The organism is Flavobacterium algoritolerans, from assembly GCF_030010385.1.
Classification (GTDB): domain Bacteria; phylum Bacteroidota; class Bacteroidia; order Flavobacteriales; family Flavobacteriaceae; genus Flavobacterium; species Flavobacterium algoritolerans.
Map to the genome: position 1 here is coordinate 276,303 of NZ_JASCRZ010000005.1, position 14,853 is coordinate 291,155.

The 14,853-nt window shown below is 34.0% G+C and carries 18 protein-coding genes; 5 read left to right on the top strand and 13 right to left on the bottom strand.

Annotated features, from left to right (window positions below):
• Positions 1-18 precede the first annotated feature (18 nt).
• Positions 19-696, bottom strand: a complete 678-nt coding sequence (locus tag QLS65_RS12490) for an SDR family NAD(P)-dependent oxidoreductase (RefSeq protein ID WP_282718121.1) — start codon at positions 694-696, stop codon at positions 19-21.
• Between the two features lie 131 nt (positions 697-827).
• Here QLS65_RS12490 and QLS65_RS12495 point away from each other — a divergent pair, with 131 nt between their 5' ends.
• Complete coding sequence (locus tag QLS65_RS12495) at positions 828-1,385, top strand: GNAT family N-acetyltransferase (protein ID WP_282718122.1); 558 nt, start codon at positions 828-830, stop codon at positions 1,383-1,385.
• Between the two features lie 13 nt (positions 1,386-1,398).
• Here the strand turns inward: QLS65_RS12495 and QLS65_RS12500 are convergent, their stop codons facing one another.
• The 10 genes from QLS65_RS12500 to QLS65_RS12545 form a co-directional block, all read right to left on the bottom strand.
• Positions 1,399-2,379, bottom strand: coding sequence for a M28 family peptidase (locus QLS65_RS12500; RefSeq protein WP_282718124.1), 981 nt, complete (start codon positions 2,377-2,379; stop codon positions 1,399-1,401).
• Positions 2,380-2,398: 19 nt separating this feature from the next.
• On the bottom strand, positions 2,399-3,052 hold the full coding sequence (locus tag QLS65_RS12505) for a hypothetical protein (protein ID WP_282718128.1): 654 nt from the start codon (positions 3,050-3,052) through the stop codon (positions 2,399-2,401).
• A gap of 4 nt (positions 3,053-3,056) precedes the next feature.
• Positions 3,057-4,091, bottom strand: coding sequence for an ATP-grasp domain-containing protein (locus QLS65_RS12510; protein ID WP_282718130.1), 1,035 nt, complete (start codon positions 4,089-4,091; stop codon positions 3,057-3,059).
• A 10-nt stretch (positions 4,092-4,101) separates the two neighbouring features.
• Positions 4,102-4,812 carry an NRDE family protein gene (locus tag QLS65_RS12515; protein ID WP_282711811.1) on the bottom strand — a complete coding sequence of 237 codons (711 nt, stop codon included), beginning with the start codon at positions 4,810-4,812 and terminating at the stop codon, positions 4,102-4,104.
• A complete protein-coding gene (locus QLS65_RS12520; RefSeq protein WP_113636783.1) occupies positions 4,800-5,288 on the bottom strand; it encodes a DinB family protein in 489 nt (162 codons plus the stop codon). Before QLS65_RS12520 ends, QLS65_RS12515 begins: the two co-directional genes overlap by 13 nt.
• A gap of 9 nt (positions 5,289-5,297) precedes the next feature.
• A complete protein-coding gene (locus tag QLS65_RS12525) occupies positions 5,298-5,678 on the bottom strand; it encodes a DoxX family protein (RefSeq protein ID WP_282718132.1) in 381 nt (126 codons plus the stop codon).
• Positions 5,679-5,694: 16 nt separating this feature from the next.
• Positions 5,695-6,153, bottom strand: a complete 459-nt coding sequence (locus QLS65_RS12530) for a YHS domain-containing (seleno)protein (protein WP_282718134.1) — start codon at positions 6,151-6,153, stop codon at positions 5,695-5,697.
• Between the two features lie 2 nt (positions 6,154-6,155).
• On the bottom strand, positions 6,156-6,755 hold the full coding sequence (locus QLS65_RS12535) for a peroxiredoxin-like family protein (protein ID WP_282718136.1): 600 nt from the start codon (positions 6,753-6,755) through the stop codon (positions 6,156-6,158).
• An 80-nt stretch (positions 6,756-6,835) separates the two neighbouring features.
• Entirely contained in the window at positions 6,836-7,486 is a 651-nt protein-coding gene (locus tag QLS65_RS12540; RefSeq protein ID WP_282718139.1) for a Crp/Fnr family transcriptional regulator, read from the bottom strand.
• A 127-nt stretch (positions 7,487-7,613) separates the two neighbouring features.
• Entirely contained in the window at positions 7,614-8,753 is a 1,140-nt protein-coding gene (locus tag QLS65_RS12545; RefSeq protein ID WP_121340926.1) for an acyl-CoA dehydrogenase family protein, read from the bottom strand.
• A gap of 88 nt (positions 8,754-8,841) precedes the next feature.
• On the opposite strand from QLS65_RS12545, the gene QLS65_RS12550 reads away from it, so the two are divergent.
• The 3 genes from QLS65_RS12550 (at position 8,842) to QLS65_RS12560 (ending at position 12,299) form a co-directional block, all read left to right on the top strand.
• Positions 8,842-9,912 (top strand): anhydro-N-acetylmuramic acid kinase, encoded by a 1,071-nt coding sequence (locus QLS65_RS12550; protein ID WP_282718141.1) that lies wholly within the window; start codon positions 8,842-8,844, stop codon positions 9,910-9,912.
• 67 nt (positions 9,913-9,979) lie between these two features.
• The gene (locus tag QLS65_RS12555; protein ID WP_282711823.1) at positions 9,980-11,206 is read left to right on the top strand and encodes a Glu/Leu/Phe/Val dehydrogenase dimerization domain-containing protein; all 1,227 of its coding nucleotides are present in this window, start codon (positions 9,980-9,982) and stop codon (positions 11,204-11,206) included.
• A gap of 193 nt (positions 11,207-11,399) precedes the next feature.
• Entirely contained in the window at positions 11,400-12,299 is a 900-nt protein-coding gene (locus tag QLS65_RS12560) for an energy transducer TonB (RefSeq protein WP_282718144.1), read from the top strand.
• Positions 12,300-12,403: 104 nt separating this feature from the next.
• Here QLS65_RS12560 and QLS65_RS12565 read toward each other — a convergent pair whose 3' ends face one another.
• Positions 12,404-12,799, bottom strand: a complete 396-nt coding sequence (locus QLS65_RS12565) for an ExbD/TolR family protein (protein ID WP_282711824.1) — start codon at positions 12,797-12,799, stop codon at positions 12,404-12,406.
• A gap of 1 nt (position 12,800) precedes the next feature.
• Complete coding sequence (locus QLS65_RS12570; protein WP_099713491.1) at positions 12,801-13,496, bottom strand: MotA/TolQ/ExbB proton channel family protein; 696 nt, start codon at positions 13,494-13,496, stop codon at positions 12,801-12,803.
• Positions 13,497-13,625: 129 nt separating this feature from the next.
• Between QLS65_RS12570 and QLS65_RS12575 the strand changes: the two genes are divergently transcribed.
• Positions 13,626-14,846 carry a bifunctional folylpolyglutamate synthase/dihydrofolate synthase gene (locus tag QLS65_RS12575; protein WP_282718147.1) on the top strand — a complete coding sequence of 407 codons (1,221 nt, stop codon included), beginning with the start codon at positions 13,626-13,628 and terminating at the stop codon, positions 14,844-14,846.
• The last annotated feature ends 7 nt before the right edge of the window (positions 14,847-14,853 follow it).

Consider the following 14,853-nt stretch of genomic DNA (forward strand, 5'->3'; position numbering starts at 1 on the left):
AAAATTTATAACTCCAAGTTACGGATTGGTAGAAGAAACTTGCAACACTTTCCCGTTGAAATATTTATTTCCGGTCAAGGTGAAATCATAAATATAATTTGCCATTTCACCCGCTGTTATTGGCGCTTGATAGCCTGGAAAAGCTTCAGCCAGCATTTCTGTTTGCACAGAACCCAAAGCCAAAACATTAAACGAAATCCCACGTTCCTTATATTCTTCAGCTAATAATTCTGATAGCGTAATAACAGCTCCTTTACTTGAACTATAGGCTGCCAATCCGGCAAATTTTAAACTTCCCTGAATTCCGCCCATAGAACTTATTGTTACTACGTGGCTTCCTTTTTGTAAATAAGGCAGGCAAATTCGAGTCAAATTAGCAACTCCAAAAACATTGACTTTATAGATATTTTCAAAATCTTCCTGAGTTGTTTCTGAAAAAGGTTTTAGCAATAAACTTCCTGCGTTATGAACGACTGCGTCTATTTGTTTCCAAGATTTGGATAAAAAATCGTTTACTTTCACTAATTCAGACTCAGTAGCTAAATCAACCGAAAGACAGGTAATATTTTCGTTGCCTAATAAAGCTTGAGGAATTTTTCTGGAAATGGCTAATACTTGGTGTCCAGCATTAGCAAATTGCAATGCCAACTCAAATCCTATTCCCCTACTTGTTCCTGTGATGATAATATTTTTCATAGAGCAAAAATAAACAAAAACGACAAAAAACTAATGCTTTACGCAAAGGATTCTTGCTGTAATAAAAATTAAAGATTCCTATAATTTTACTTATTTTTGACAAACCAAATTAACATCTGAATTTTCATAAAATGACAGAAAACATACAATTCGAAACTGCAAAAATAATTGATATTGATGGCGTATTGGCATTACAGGAATTGTACCTTGTAGCTAATCTATCCGAAGAAGAAAAAGCTTCCGGATTTGTTACCACGCCATTTACCATTGAACAACTAACCGAAGTCATCAATGAAAACAACTTATTTATTGCCAAAGACAATAACAAAATCATTGCTTACATTTTTGCAGGAAGTTGGGATTTTTTCAAACAATGGCCCATTTTCAATTACATGAGTTCCTTGTTTACGGAGCTGACCTTTTTGGATTTTGAAATCACCACAAACAATAGTTTTCAATATGGCCCTATTTGCATTCACAAAGAATATCGCGGCAAGGGATTGATATCGCCGCTGTTTGAATTCATGAGAACACACATGCTTCATAAATATCCATTGGCCTTAACTTTCATCAACAAAATCAACATTCCGTCTAGGAAAGCGCATACCGAAAAACTAAAATGGACCATTATTGGAGATTTTCAATTCAACAATAACGAGTACTTTATTTTGGCGTATGATATGAGTTAGGCAGTTTCTTAAACTATTTAAGCATTATAATTTCTTGTGTCGGCGTGTTCACCATTAGCGTTACAGCAGGCAATAATTGCTGAATAAAGGAAGTCATGTGCGGAATATCCATTGCTTTGAAATCATCTGAAACATGATGGTAGAATTCAAAATTTTCAAAATCAAATGTACTCACGGATTGGCAAGGCACTTTGAAAACATCATAAAAAGAGAAGTTATCTGACCTGTAGAATAATTTATATTCGGCTTCTTTTGGAAGAAAACCAATCGTATTTTTTCCAGTATATTCATTGATTTTACCTGCCATATTAGATTTATCAAAACCGGTAATATAAGCTAGATAATCTCTTTTCATTGGTACACCAATCATTTCAATATTGAACTGGGCATACAATTTAAAATCTAGTGCTTTTAGTTTTTTGGCTAAATGTTTAGACCCTAGCAACCCTTTTTCTTCTCCTGCAAAAAACACAAAAAGAATGCTTCGTTTATTATTTTTGGCAATGCTGAAATATTTTGCCATTTCAGCAACTGCAGTTGTTCCTGATGCATCATCATTGGCTCCATTATTTATAAAATCACCATTTATGCCTTTTTTATCCAAGCCTATATGATCGTAATGAGCACTTAAAATTATAAATTCATTTTTAAGAACTGGGTCGCTTCCTTCAATAAAACCTAGAATATTGAAAGCTGGTTCTTTAAATGTAGACAAGGTATCGCGATACGATTTGAAATACGGTTTCACATTGTTATTTTTGAAAAACTGCTCCAAATAATCAGCGGCTTTTACCATTCCTGCTTTTCCGGTTTCCCTTCCTTCCAATTCATCCGAAGCTAAATATTTTAAAGTCTCGGCAACGTCATTTTCTGTTACTTTATATTCAGCCTCAACAATTTTTAATTGCGCATCACTCGCGGTTTGAGCAATTACTGACGAAGCTGACAAACAACCGAAGAAAATAAAAGAAAGAGACAGGAATGCTTTTTTCATAATATTGAGATTTATTTTTTTATAATGTGACTTTATTTCCATAATATTTCTTGTAGACTTTTACCATTTGAACAATAGCTAAAACTACAAAAAATGACGGAATCACCACTGGCATTACATATTTAGAAAAGCCGGTTGTGTTTTGAGACAAGCTATTTAATATCAAGACCAAAGTCATCATTCCAAAAAATGTACCTATTAAAGTCCCTGAAACATAATATAATTTTAGCTTATTTACAATGGAGATATAATTCCCATTCATTAAATAAAGATTCCAACCGGTCCAAAATGGCAATTGAAGAAAATTGATACAGTTCAAAAATACACCAATCAGGAAAGGAGAATACATTGCATATTTCTCTAAAATACCTGGCTCTTCCATTGTTTGATTGGAATTAGCATAAAAAGAATACCCTAAAATCAACAGAAAGAAAACGGCAAAAAAATCAATAATCTTCATTAATTTTTTATTGTTGACCAATTGTTTTGCGAAAATTAAAGTGAAATAAATCACAAACATCTCCACAAAAATCACTCCCAATAAAAAGAGAATCAAACTTTTCATTCCTGTTTTTGAATAAATTTCAAAACCTACTACATTCAAATATCCCAAGGGTATCGAACCGATAAAGCTCACTAAAAAACCAACAAAAATGTTTTTTAATGCCTTCATAATTTTAGAAATTTACAATTTTATTGCTTTGTTCCAAATGCATTCTGTATTCTTTCATCCCGTCTTTATGCAGTAAATACGGAGCGCCATTTTTATGGTTTGCCACACTTATTTCATACATATACGTAATGTGACGCGCAAGTTCTTTCCATGCAAAAAACAAAGAATGCTTTGGATCATAAATGTGTGTGGGCTCGCTTGCAGCGCCATTAAGCTCCACGACAGAAAAGTTCAATCCTTGTTCTAATTCTTCAATTGTATTGTACATCACATCCAATCTACCAAAGTAGAAACCTGGAATTTGCAGACACATTTCGTTTATTGTTTCCGTCAATTTTGGTGTTATCCAATGACTTCCATCAATGAATTTTGCGCCTCGTGCATGATTCCCATAAGGTACCAAATTTAATTTTTCACCTTTTGGAAGAATATCGAGTAGTTTTTTTCCGTATTCCTGTTTCAAAACCTTTAATTGCAGTTCGTATCGTGGATTTTCTTTAATTAATTCTTCTACGGTAGAGAATCCGTTTCCGGTAATAATCAGAAATTCTTTGGAAACTATTCCGGTAATTCTGCCGGCTTTTTCATGAGGATAACGCACATAAAAAATCCCAACTTCGTTGTCGTATGGAATTAAATCCTGAACTACATAATCGAAATTTGCTTTTTCAGCATATTCTTTTAAATCATCAATGGTATTAATTTTTTTAACCCCAGATCCTCGCAGTCCAATATCTGGTTTGGCAATCAAAGGATATTTTATTTTTGCTTCTTCAATAGTATTAACAATTTTTTCAAGAGCAATTCCTTCTTTTATTAATTCCGTTTTTGGGTAATATTTTTGTGGAATCAAATTGTAGATTTCTTTTTTGGACTCCATCATAAAACCTCCATTTTTTATGGTTGGATTAGAAGCATTAAAGAAAAAAATAGATTTTGCCTTGATAGAATAATAGGACCAAAGAAAATAAATTGGAATGTAAACAATCTGAAAAGGCCAGTATTCCCAATGCGTAATTTTATGAAAAAAAAGTTTCAAATTAAGTTCTTTAAACGGTGATAAATGAGGTCGAAAAATCCTGTTGTGCAATCAAATCGTAATGCAATATAGCTACTTTATTTTTTTCAATAACCGATTGCGTGATACTTAAGGTTTTCATCTCGTCATTTCTATTGATGACTAAACCGTTTTCATCATTTCCTTCTTCGGTATAGCGATGAAAATCGTGCATTTTTGATTCCGAAATTTGAAAATTGTCATGCATAAAAGTATGAAACCAGTTGGCACGTTTTTCACGAATCGCTGATGGATACAAAGTCGATGAAGACCAAATGTGATTTTGATGAATGTCCAAAGATGTCGTTTCTTTCTCTTTTCCGTTCCAGCGCAATTGAAAAAGAGCATTGTTTTGAAATAAAACTAATGTAAAAGGCTCTATGTTTTCCAAATCAATTTCTGTCCAGAAATCCTTAGGGGAAATACTGCTAATCATCTCTAAAACAATCAAACCACGGCTTTTTCGATATGGAAGTTGTACTTCATGTTTTTCGTCGGCGCCATTTAACAGCACCAAAATTGTTCCGTCTGCATTAGCCACAAACCAGGTTCCTCCTGCTTTTGGATCTTTTGGGAAAATAAGATTTTTCCCGTTTACGGTATAACTTCTTGGAGGTATTGCACTCGGTCTTACTGTTTTTTCATCCCGATTTGAAGTAATGATAATTTTATCATTCGTTGCAACAAAACTTACTGTGCACATTGATTTCTATATTCTATTGTAGAACGGGCAACTCCAAAATTAGCGTCAATTATAACTGTTTCACATTGTAAAATAGCTACTTTAATAAGTGCCTGATGATGAATGCAATGTTCTAAATTATACAGTAATTCTCTGAAATAGTTGCTTTCAATTCGAATTTCCTCTCCATCAATAATTTGCAGCAACTCGATGTTTTTATTTTTTTTATCTAAATTTTGTTGAATCAACACAATATTTTCAATAGCAAAAGCAGTATCCGTTTGAATACGGGTATTTCGTTCTCTTTTATCATAATTCACAATGCCTAAATCATATTGATTTTCTAAGCATTGAAACATTTCAATAATATGCCTTGTATGCTCCCCAATAGTTGCATTACTTAATTCCGTACAAGAATTTGAATATTCTTTTTGAGACAATTGATTTAGCAAATCAATTAGTTCGTTTAAACTATTATTAATAGAAGGTATTAGCATATTTAAGTTTTAATTCAACAAATTCATCACTTTAGTCCTATCCTTAAAAACTAAAGTAACACAACAAAGAAAGGTAATTAGTGCCAAAATAAAAAGCGTACCACCATCATTTTTCACTTCAATCCCAAGCACGAACAGATGAGCAAAAATCGCACCAACCATCACGCCGCAACCCATTATAGCACCAAATAACGAAGTTCTTGGGATTAAAATCAAAATTACCGTAATCAACTCGGCTATTCCAGTGCCAATTCTTCCATACGGTTCTATTCCCAGAGCAGAAAAAATATAAACTGATTCTTCACTCGCTGTAAATTTAAAGTACAAAGTTTGCACTAAAATCACCGCCACGGCGAGTCGCATTATCCAGAAAAATATACCTGATTTCATAATTCCTGTTTTTTTTTTATTTAATCCTTTTACTCCAATTCGCATCCGCTTTCATCATCAATCTGGTTTCCTCTTTATTCCAGCTTTTCAATGTATTATTAAAGAAAGCATTGTAAAACAAATACAACTTTCCATTACTAATCTTGAAAGTCTCTGGATTTATAGACACTTTTTCATTGGAATCGCCCATTGCATAGGCACACCAACCTCCGTATTGAGGTTCAAATTTTGAAGGATTTTTCAAAAAATATTCTTTATTTACCGGCATCGAAAAATAATAAACCACACCTTCATACGATGCTGTTATTTCTTTTTTCCCCTTTACTGCTTTTCCTTGTTTAAAATAAGCCACTGGATCATATCCTTGAATAGCCACATTTTTTTCAAGATTAAAAAGAGTCACTCGTTTGTTGTCCTTTTGCGAAAAGCCAGAAAAAGTACACAATACGGTTAGAATAAATAGTAGCTTCTTCATGATTATTTATTTAAAGATTTTGCAACGGCAATCAACAAATCATTTGAAATTCTATTTTTGAAATTAGGTGTGATGTATTCAAACTCAATTTCACCATTTACATTTAAAATAAACACTGTAGGAACAGGCAAAAAAGAACTATTCACACCTTCGGAACCTTTAGTTATCGTACTCTTATAATTTTCTGGAGCTTGAAAAGCAATTCCAACAGCTTTAGACAATTCACCTGTACTGTCCGATAATAATAAATAATTTAATTTTTCTTTATCATCCGTTACCTTCAAGCTTTTTGGAGCATCCGGACTTATCGCGATAATTTGATATCCTAAATCCAGTAATTGTTCTTCGGCTTCTCCCAATGCCGCTAAATGTGCATTACAATACGGGCACCAACCACCACGATAAAATACTAAAACGGTCCTTTTCTTACTGATCAATTCTGTTAAATTAACATTTGTATTTTCTACTGATTTTAAATTGAAATTAGGAATTTTTTCTCCAATAAGTAGTGGAGCAATTTCCGTAGCCAATTTTGGCAAATCATTTTGAGCCTGAACGGATAATCCAATTACAAATAAAGCCAGACAAATTATTTTTTTCATAGTGTTACTTTTTGATGTTGTAAAACTACTGTGCAATTTCGAATAGATTTGTCGGCTAGATTACAGTTCCACTAAAATAATTATAATTTACGGATATCCGTTATAATGATTTCTTTCCTACTGTAAATGATGGTACCATTCGTTTCCATTTCATTAAGCAATTGAGTTGCTGTTTGCCTTGAAGTACAGATAATTTGCGCAATATCATTTTGGGTCAGATAATTTTCAATTACCACTTTATCTTCTATTTTTTTACCTTCTTTTTCAGCCCAATCTTTTAGAAACTGAAACAATCTGGTTTTTGCGTCTTTAGAAATCAAATTAGAATAACTGTTCTTAATCCGTTTCATTTTTAGCCCTACGAACTTTGTGTAGGACAAAGCCAGACTTGGATTTCGCAACAATAAATCTTCAAAATCCGACATTAGAAAACTACAAATGGCCACATCATCCGAAAGCACTTTTGCATATTCATTGGACTGGCTGTCAGCTTCCAAAGTCAGTTCTCCAAATAAATCTCCTTTTTGAATAATATCTTTAATCGTTTCATTCCCGTCTTCATCGACAGCAACAATCTTTATATTTCCTTTTTTCAGCAGAAAAATTCTTGGCAAATCCGAAGAAGAAAAATAGATAATCTCACCTTTCTTTGCTTTTTTAAAACCGGTGATAATACACAATTGTCTGATTTGTCCAAAACTCAACGTTCGAAACAATTTGTGATCGCGCAAATACCAATATTTTAAATCCTCATACATAAAAAAATTCTTTCAGTAAATGTATTAAAAAAACGATTTAAAAAACAAAACCCTTTCCAGCCGAAATTGGAAAGGGTTTTGATGAACTATTTTATATCCTTTAAGAAACTAATCCCCTTGAAATTACAATTCGTTGTATTTCAGAAGTTCCTTCATAAATTTGAGTAATTTTAGAGTCACGCATCATACGTTCCACATGATATTCAGCAACATAACCGTTTCCTCCATGAATTTGAACCGCTTCATTTGCTACTTCTAAAGCTATTTCTGACGCGTATAACTTTGCCATAGCACCAGAATGTGCGATATCTTTACCTTCATCTTTTTCACAAGCCGCTTTCATTACCAATAATTTTGCAGCAGTTACTTTTACATACATATCAGCCAGTTTGAAAGCAATAGCCTGATGATTGAAAATTTCTTTTCCAAATGCTTTTCTCTCGTGAGAATATTTTAAAGCAATTTCGTACGCTCCAGTTGCAATTCCTAACGCTTGAGATGCAATCCCTATTCTTCCGCCATTTAAGACATTCATTGCAAAAGCAAATCCAAATCCGTCAACACCAATTCTATTTTCTTTAGGAACTTTTACATCCGAAAACATTAATGAATGCGTATCACTTCCGCGAATTCCCATTTTCTTTTCTTTTGGTCCAATATCAAATCCAGCCCAACCTTTTTCAACAATAAAAGCATTGATTCCTTTGTGTCCTTTTTCAATATCCGTTTGAGCAATAACTAAATATGTTGATGCAGTTGACCCGTTAGTAATCCAGTTTTTAGTACCATTTAATAAGTAATAATCTCCTTTATCTATCGCAGTCGTTTTTTGCGAAGTCGCATCACTTCCAGCTTCAGGCTCTGATAAACAAAAAGCTCCAATAACTTCCCCTTTTGCAAGCGGAACCAAATATTTCATTTTTTGCTCTTCGTTGCAATATTTTTCAAGACCAGCGCAAACTAAAGAATTATTAACTGACATGATTACAGCTGCTGAAGCATCCACTTTGGCGATTTCTGTCATTGCCAAAACATACGAAATACTGTCTAAACCAGACCCACCGTATTTAGGATCGACCATCATTCCCATAAAACCTAAATCGGCCATCATTTTCACTTGCTCAGTAGGAAATTTTGAATGTTCATCACGTTCAATAACACCAGGTAATAATTCTGCTACAGCAAAATCTTTAGCGGCTTGTTGAATCATTAAATGCTCTTCGGTTAGATTAAAATCCATATTTTTATTGTAAATTAAATGTTCTTAAATTTGTCGTCAAAAGTAATTATTAAATATCAAATTTCAAACGATTTCGTAAATTTAGCCAATGTTTAAAGAAAAGTATACTATTATAGGTGTTATGTCCGGAACCTCGCTGGACGGAGTCGATTTGGCGCATATTGTCTTTACTGTCAAAAACAACAAATGGGACTTTCAAATCCTGGAATCTGAAACCGTTTCGTATAGCATTGATTGGTTAAACAAATTGAAAATAGCTGTCGACTTTTCTAAGGATGCTCTCGAAAAATTAAATCAAGACTACACGCAACTTCTGGCTGTTATTATTTCTGATTTTATCGAAAAATACGAAATAAAAGACCTCGATGCTGTTTGTTCCCACGGACATACTATTTTGCACCAACCACAAAACGGATTCACACTTCAAATTGGTAATTTACACGAAATAGCTACTTTAATTAACCAAACTGTCGTTTGTGATTTCAGAGTTCAGGACGTACAACTTGGCGGTCAAGGCGCACCTTTGGTTCCTATTGGCGACCGAATTTTATTTTCTGAATATGAGTATTGCATGAATTTAGGCGGTTTTTCGAATGTTTCTTTCGAACAAAACAACAAAAGAATCGCTTTTGATATTTCTCCTGTAAACACTGTTTTGAATTTTTATGCCAATCAATTGGGATTGGATTATGATGACAAAGGCCGTATTTCAAGAACAGGAATCTGCAACAAAGATTTATTAAATGAATTAAATGCGTTGGATTTCTACCAAAAAAAACATCCTAAATCGTTGGGTTTCGAATTTGTAAAAGAAACTATCTTACCTATCATCGAAACATATTCCATTCCCATTGAAGACAAATTACACACTTTTACGGAACATGTGGCGCTACAAATTGCTTTGGCTTTGCCCAATAAAAACGAAAGCCTTTTTATAACTGGCGGTGGCGCTTATAATGATTTTCTTATCGAAAGAATTCAGTACCATTTACCGCAAATAAAAATCATAATTCCGTCCGCTAAAATATTGGAATTCAAAGAAGCGCTGATTTTTGCATTACTCGGTGTTTTAAAATTACGCGGAGAAATCAATGTTTTGAGTAGCGTTACAGGTGCAAAAACAGATCATAGTTCGGGAACTATTTATTCTCCAAAATAAAATTAAAAATAAATAATTCACATTATTCTATTTTTTATATTTGCCTAAATTAAACATATCGCAACAAATGAAAGATTTATTAAAGAAATTCGAAAATAAAGAACCTGAAATAGTTTTCCATTGGAAAGATGCTGAAACAGAAGCCGAAGGATGGACAGTCATCAATTCGCTTCGTGGTGGTGCTGCCGGTGGTGGAACTCGTATGAGAAAAGGGTTGGATATGAATGAAGTTTTGTCTTTGGCAAAAACCATGGAAGTGAAATTTTCGGTTTCCGGGCCTGCTATTGGCGGTGCTAAATCTGGAATTAATTTTGATCCGAACGATCCAAGAAAAAAAGGCGTTTTACAACGTTGGTATAAAGCCGTTTCTCCATTATTGAAAAGTTACTACGGTACCGGTGGAGATTTAAATGTAGATGAAATTCACGAAGTAATTCCTATGACGGAAGAATGTGGTGTTTGGCATCCGCAAGAAGGTGTTTTTAACGGTCATTTCAAACCGACCGAAGCAGACAAAATCAACAGAATTGGACAATTGCGTCAAGGTGTGGTGAAAGTGATTGAAAATCCAAAATTCTCACCAGATGTTTCCAGAAAATATACTATTGCTGATATGATTACCGGTTATGGCGTTGCAGAAGCTGTTCGTAATTATTATACAATCTATGGTGGAGATGTAAAAGGAAAGAAAGCAATCGTACAAGGTTTTGGAAATGTAGGTTCTGCTGCCGCTTTTTACTTAGCCGAAATGGGCGCTAAAGTAATTGGTATTATCGACAGAGACGGAGGATTAATCAATGAGGAAGGATTCTCTTTCGAAGAAATAAGAGCTTTATTTCTTGCAAAAGACGGAAACAAACTGGTTGCTGAAAACATGATTCCTTTTGAAGAAATCAATCAAAAAATATGGACTATTGGCGCTGAAATATTCACTCCATGTGCCGCTTCCAGATTAGTAACTCAATCTCAAATTGACAGCTTGATTGCGAATGGCCTTGAAGTAATTTCGTGTGGTGCGAATGTTCCTTTTGCCGACACAGCAATCTTTTTTGGTCCAATTATGGAAGATGTAGATCATAAAGTGAGTTTAATTCCTGACTTTATTTCTAATTGTGGTATGGCTCGTGTTTTTGCTTACTTCATGGAAAAGAAAGTACAAATGACTGATGAAGCAATCTTCCAAGATACTTCGGAAATCATCAAAAAAGCAATTGAAAAAGCACATGCTTTGAATCCAAGTAAAACAAATATTAGTGCCACTGCTTTTGAAATCGCATTGAAGCAGCTTACTTAAAATAAATAATTTTTTTACTATTTATCGGAACTGGGATTAAGCAGATTTTAAAATCTATTTAATCCTTTTTCTTATTTCTAGTTTTAAGCGAAAGCAATATTATTTATATTCTGGCAGTCGCTTTTTACTCTTGACAATTTTTAGTACTTTTCAACGTTTTTTAGTAATACACTTTTTAAAATTTAAAATACAAATGAGTTCCACCATTTCATCAGATCAAAAGAAATCGTTAGCACTATCCATTCTTTTGTATGCGACAATGTTGTTAATTTTATTTTTCATCCGCTTTTGGCCTCCCGCAAACATGGATGAACTTGCTGGTGGCGGTGGTGGCGGTGGCGTTACAGTAAATTTTGGCGACAGCGATTTAGGTTCTGGAGCAAATTATAAAAGCGAAGTTTTGGAAGTAAAAAATCAAACCAAACAAACGCCTGCAAAATCAACTCCTGACGAAGCTATTTTATCTCAGGAAAACAGCTCCGAAGAAACGGTTGTCATTCCGACGAAAGAAAAAACTAAAAAACCAACAGTCGTTGTAAAAGAAGAAACAAAACCAGTAGTTGTAAAACCTAAAGTTTCTAACAATACAAATGATGCTTTATCCAGTATTCTAAAAGGTTCTAATAAAGGTGGCGATGGCGATGACAAAGCAGCCGGAAACAAAGGAAAAGCCAACGGAAGCTTGAGTTCTAACGGTTATTATGGAACGGGTGGTTCCGGTGGAGGAACAGGCGGAGGAAATGGTACTGGAACCGGAATAGGAACTGGCAGTGGCTATGGCTCCGGAAGTGGAGGAGGAACTGGAAGTGGTTCTGGCGGAGGAGTTGGATACTCCTTAGGAAACCGAAAAGCATTATCTAAACCCGCACCAAAATACACGTGTAATGAACAAGGGAAAGTTGTTGTAGAAGTTTCTGTAGACAGAACCGGAAGGACTGTAAATGCAGTTGCCGGTGTAAAAGGAACTACGAATACCGCAAAATGTTTGTTAGATCAAGCCCGAATTGCTGCGATGAACACGAGATGGGACGCCAGCAGCGATGCACCAGAAAAGCAAGTAGGTAAGATTGTTTACAATTTCAATTTGAATTAAAATTATATAACACTAAATAAAAAATGCCTCGATAATTCGAGGCATTTTTTTTATTTTAAAATCAGCTTAACTAATGCGATTGCTTTGTAAAACGCTTAATAAAATCACTTAGGACTGGTGGCAATCACAAACTTCAGATTGTTCTTCACTCCTATTTGCAGTACGTCAACTAAGTCTTGTACTTGTAAATTGAATGGAATTCTCACGACAACCGTCTGGTCCTTTGTCGCATCCATTTTAGACATCAAAGTCGTTTCCAGTTCTTCAAATGAAACAGGCTGTTTGTCGATGTAGAATTTTTTATCTTCTGTGACAGATAAACTAATGTATTGCTTGTTTGTTTTCTCGTTAGATTGTGCTTTTGGCAACGTCATCTTGATAACATTAGGATTCGCCAATGTTGATATAATCAAGAAAAACAACAACAGAAAAAACATAATATCACTTAATGAAGAAGTCGCGACCTCGGCATGAAATCTTCTTTTTCTTTTTATAGACATATTATGATCTTTGAATAATATTTACAAATTCTAATATTTGTTTTTGAATTTTTAAAGCAAAATTATCAATCTTACCGTTTAATAAATGATATCCGCTATACGCAATAATACCTACAATTAATCCAGCACCACTACTGATCATTTTCTCATACAATCCTCCAGAAATATTACCAATACTAATGTTTTCAGTTACCGAAATACTGTAAAATATTTTAATAACTCCAGAAATAGTTCCAATAAATCCTAATGTAGGTGCAATACCGGCAATAAGTCCCAAATGACCTAAATGCTTTTCCATTCCTCCTATTTCGATGTCTGCAGCACGATCCATATTGGATTCGATTTCAATAATTGGTCTCCCAATAACCAGAATACCTTCTTTTACAATATTACCCGAAGCGGTATTATTTCTTTCTGCAATGGATCTAGCCAAATCAAGATTTCCTGAATTTAGGTTATCCCGAACATCGCGCATCAAAAGTGCATCAATTTTTGATGCTTTACTGATGTACAAATAGCGTTCAATAATCAGATAGAAAGTGTAAAATAATAGAATCCCGATTGGGATAAGCCACACACCACCTTTTAAAAGGAATCCCAAAGTGGATATTTCGGTATTTGGAGCAATTTTTTCGATAACTACGTTTGAAGCAGCGTTGGTAATGGTGTCGGCCTGTAATTGTATAAAACTAAACATATAATATTATTGTATTTTAATCATTAATTCTAAAAATTATTTCAATTTTGCACTAAAGATACTTTTCGATGTACTATTAAACTAAAAAAATCGAAAAATATTTTAAACAACTACTATTTTATTACAAAAATGAACTATCAGGAAACCATAAATTGGATGTTTAATCAACTCCCGATGTACCAACTTCAGGGCGCTTCGGCCTATAAAAAAGATTTAACCAACACACATTTACTCATAGCTCATCTTAATAATCCACAAGAAAAACTAAAGTGCATTCATGTTGCGGGAACCAACGGAAAAGGCTCTACATCACACATGTTGGCATCCATACTTCAAGAGGCTGGTTATAAAGTTGGATTGTACACTTCACCACATTTAAAGGATTTCCGGGAACGCATAAAAATTAACGGAAAGGATATATCTGAAGAATTTGTCACTGATTTCATCAATGAGCACAAAAGTTTTTTTGAATCCAATGACATGAGTTTTTTCGAAATGACCGTTGGATTAGCTTTCGATTATTTTGCCAAAGAAAAAGTAGACATCGCCGTTATTGAAGTGGGAATGGGCGGAAGATTAGATGCTACCAATATCATCACTCCATTAATTTCGGTGATTACCAATATAGGATTGGATCACACACAATTTTTAGGAAATACATTAGAAGCTGTCGCTTTCGAAAAAGCAGGAATTATCAAACCCAACATTCCTGTAATAATAGGAGAATACACTCCTGAAACCAAACCTGTTTTTTTGGCTAAAGCCAAAGAATGCAATTCGGAAATTTATTTTGCTGCTGATTTAATTTCAGAAACCTATCCTTCTGATTTAATTGGCGATTATCAAATTCATAATAAAAAGACAGTTTTACAAACCATCACTGTTTTAAACAGTCAGAGCGAATTTAAAATCACTCCCGAAAATACAAAATTTGGTTTGTTGAACGTGGTAAAAAACACCGGACTTCAGGGAAGATGGCAACAATTGAATCAGTTTCCAAAAGTTATTTGCGACACGGCACACAATAAAAACGGACTGGAAATTGTATTAAATCAAATACAAAAAGAAGATTTTGATACTTTACATATTGTTTTGGGAGTTGTAAATGACAAAGATTTAGATGAAATCTTACCATTATTCCCTAAAAAAGCAATCTATTATTTCTGTAAACCTAATATTCCTCGCGGGCTGGATGTTCTAATTTTAAAACAAAAAGCAGCAACTTTCGAACTGAAAGGCGAAGTATATAATTCTGTTTCAGAAGCTTATAAAAGAGCAATTGAAAACGCAGCAAAATCTGATTTTATATACATTGGCGGAAGCACCTTTGTAGTAGCAGAAATTTTATAATTTTTTT

Coding starts and splice junctions, on each gene's coding strand:
- QLS65_RS12490 (WP_282718121.1), bottom strand. CDS start 696: ATGAAAAATATTATCATCACAGGAACAAGTAGGGGAATAGGATTTGAG.
- QLS65_RS12495 (WP_282718122.1), top strand. CDS start 828: ATGACAGAAAACATACAATTCGAAACTGCAAAAATAATTGATATTGAT.
- QLS65_RS12500 (WP_282718124.1), bottom strand. CDS start 2,379: ATGAAAAAAGCATTCCTGTCTCTTTCTTTTATTTTCTTCGGTTGTTTG.
- QLS65_RS12505 (WP_282718128.1), bottom strand. CDS start 3,052: ATGAAGGCATTAAAAAACATTTTTGTTGGTTTTTTAGTGAGCTTTATC.
- QLS65_RS12515 (WP_282711811.1), bottom strand. CDS start 4,812: ATGTGCACAGTAAGTTTTGTTGCAACGAATGATAAAATTATCATTACT.
- QLS65_RS12520 (WP_113636783.1), bottom strand. CDS start 5,288: ATGCTAATACCTTCTATTAATAATAGTTTAAACGAACTAATTGATTTG.
- QLS65_RS12525 (WP_282718132.1), bottom strand. CDS start 5,678: ATGAAATCAGGTATATTTTTCTGGATAATGCGACTCGCCGTGGCGGTG.
- QLS65_RS12530 (WP_282718134.1), bottom strand. CDS start 6,153: ATGAAGAAGCTACTATTTATTCTAACCGTATTGTGTACTTTTTCTGGC.
- QLS65_RS12535 (WP_282718136.1), bottom strand. CDS start 6,755: ATGAAAAAAATAATTTGTCTGGCTTTATTTGTAATTGGATTATCCGTT.
- QLS65_RS12545 (WP_121340926.1), bottom strand. CDS start 8,753: ATGGATTTTAATCTAACCGAAGAGCATTTAATGATTCAACAAGCCGCT.
- QLS65_RS12550 (WP_282718141.1), top strand. CDS start 8,842: ATGTTTAAAGAAAAGTATACTATTATAGGTGTTATGTCCGGAACCTCG.
- QLS65_RS12555 (WP_282711823.1), top strand. CDS start 9,980: ATGAAAGATTTATTAAAGAAATTCGAAAATAAAGAACCTGAAATAGTT.
- QLS65_RS12560 (WP_282718144.1), top strand. CDS start 11,400: ATGAGTTCCACCATTTCATCAGATCAAAAGAAATCGTTAGCACTATCC.
- QLS65_RS12565 (WP_282711824.1), bottom strand. CDS start 12,799: ATGTCTATAAAAAGAAAAAGAAGATTTCATGCCGAGGTCGCGACTTCT.
- QLS65_RS12570 (WP_099713491.1), bottom strand. CDS start 13,496: ATGTTTAGTTTTATACAATTACAGGCCGACACCATTACCAACGCTGCT.
- QLS65_RS12575 (WP_282718147.1), top strand. CDS start 13,626: ATGAACTATCAGGAAACCATAAATTGGATGTTTAATCAACTCCCGATG.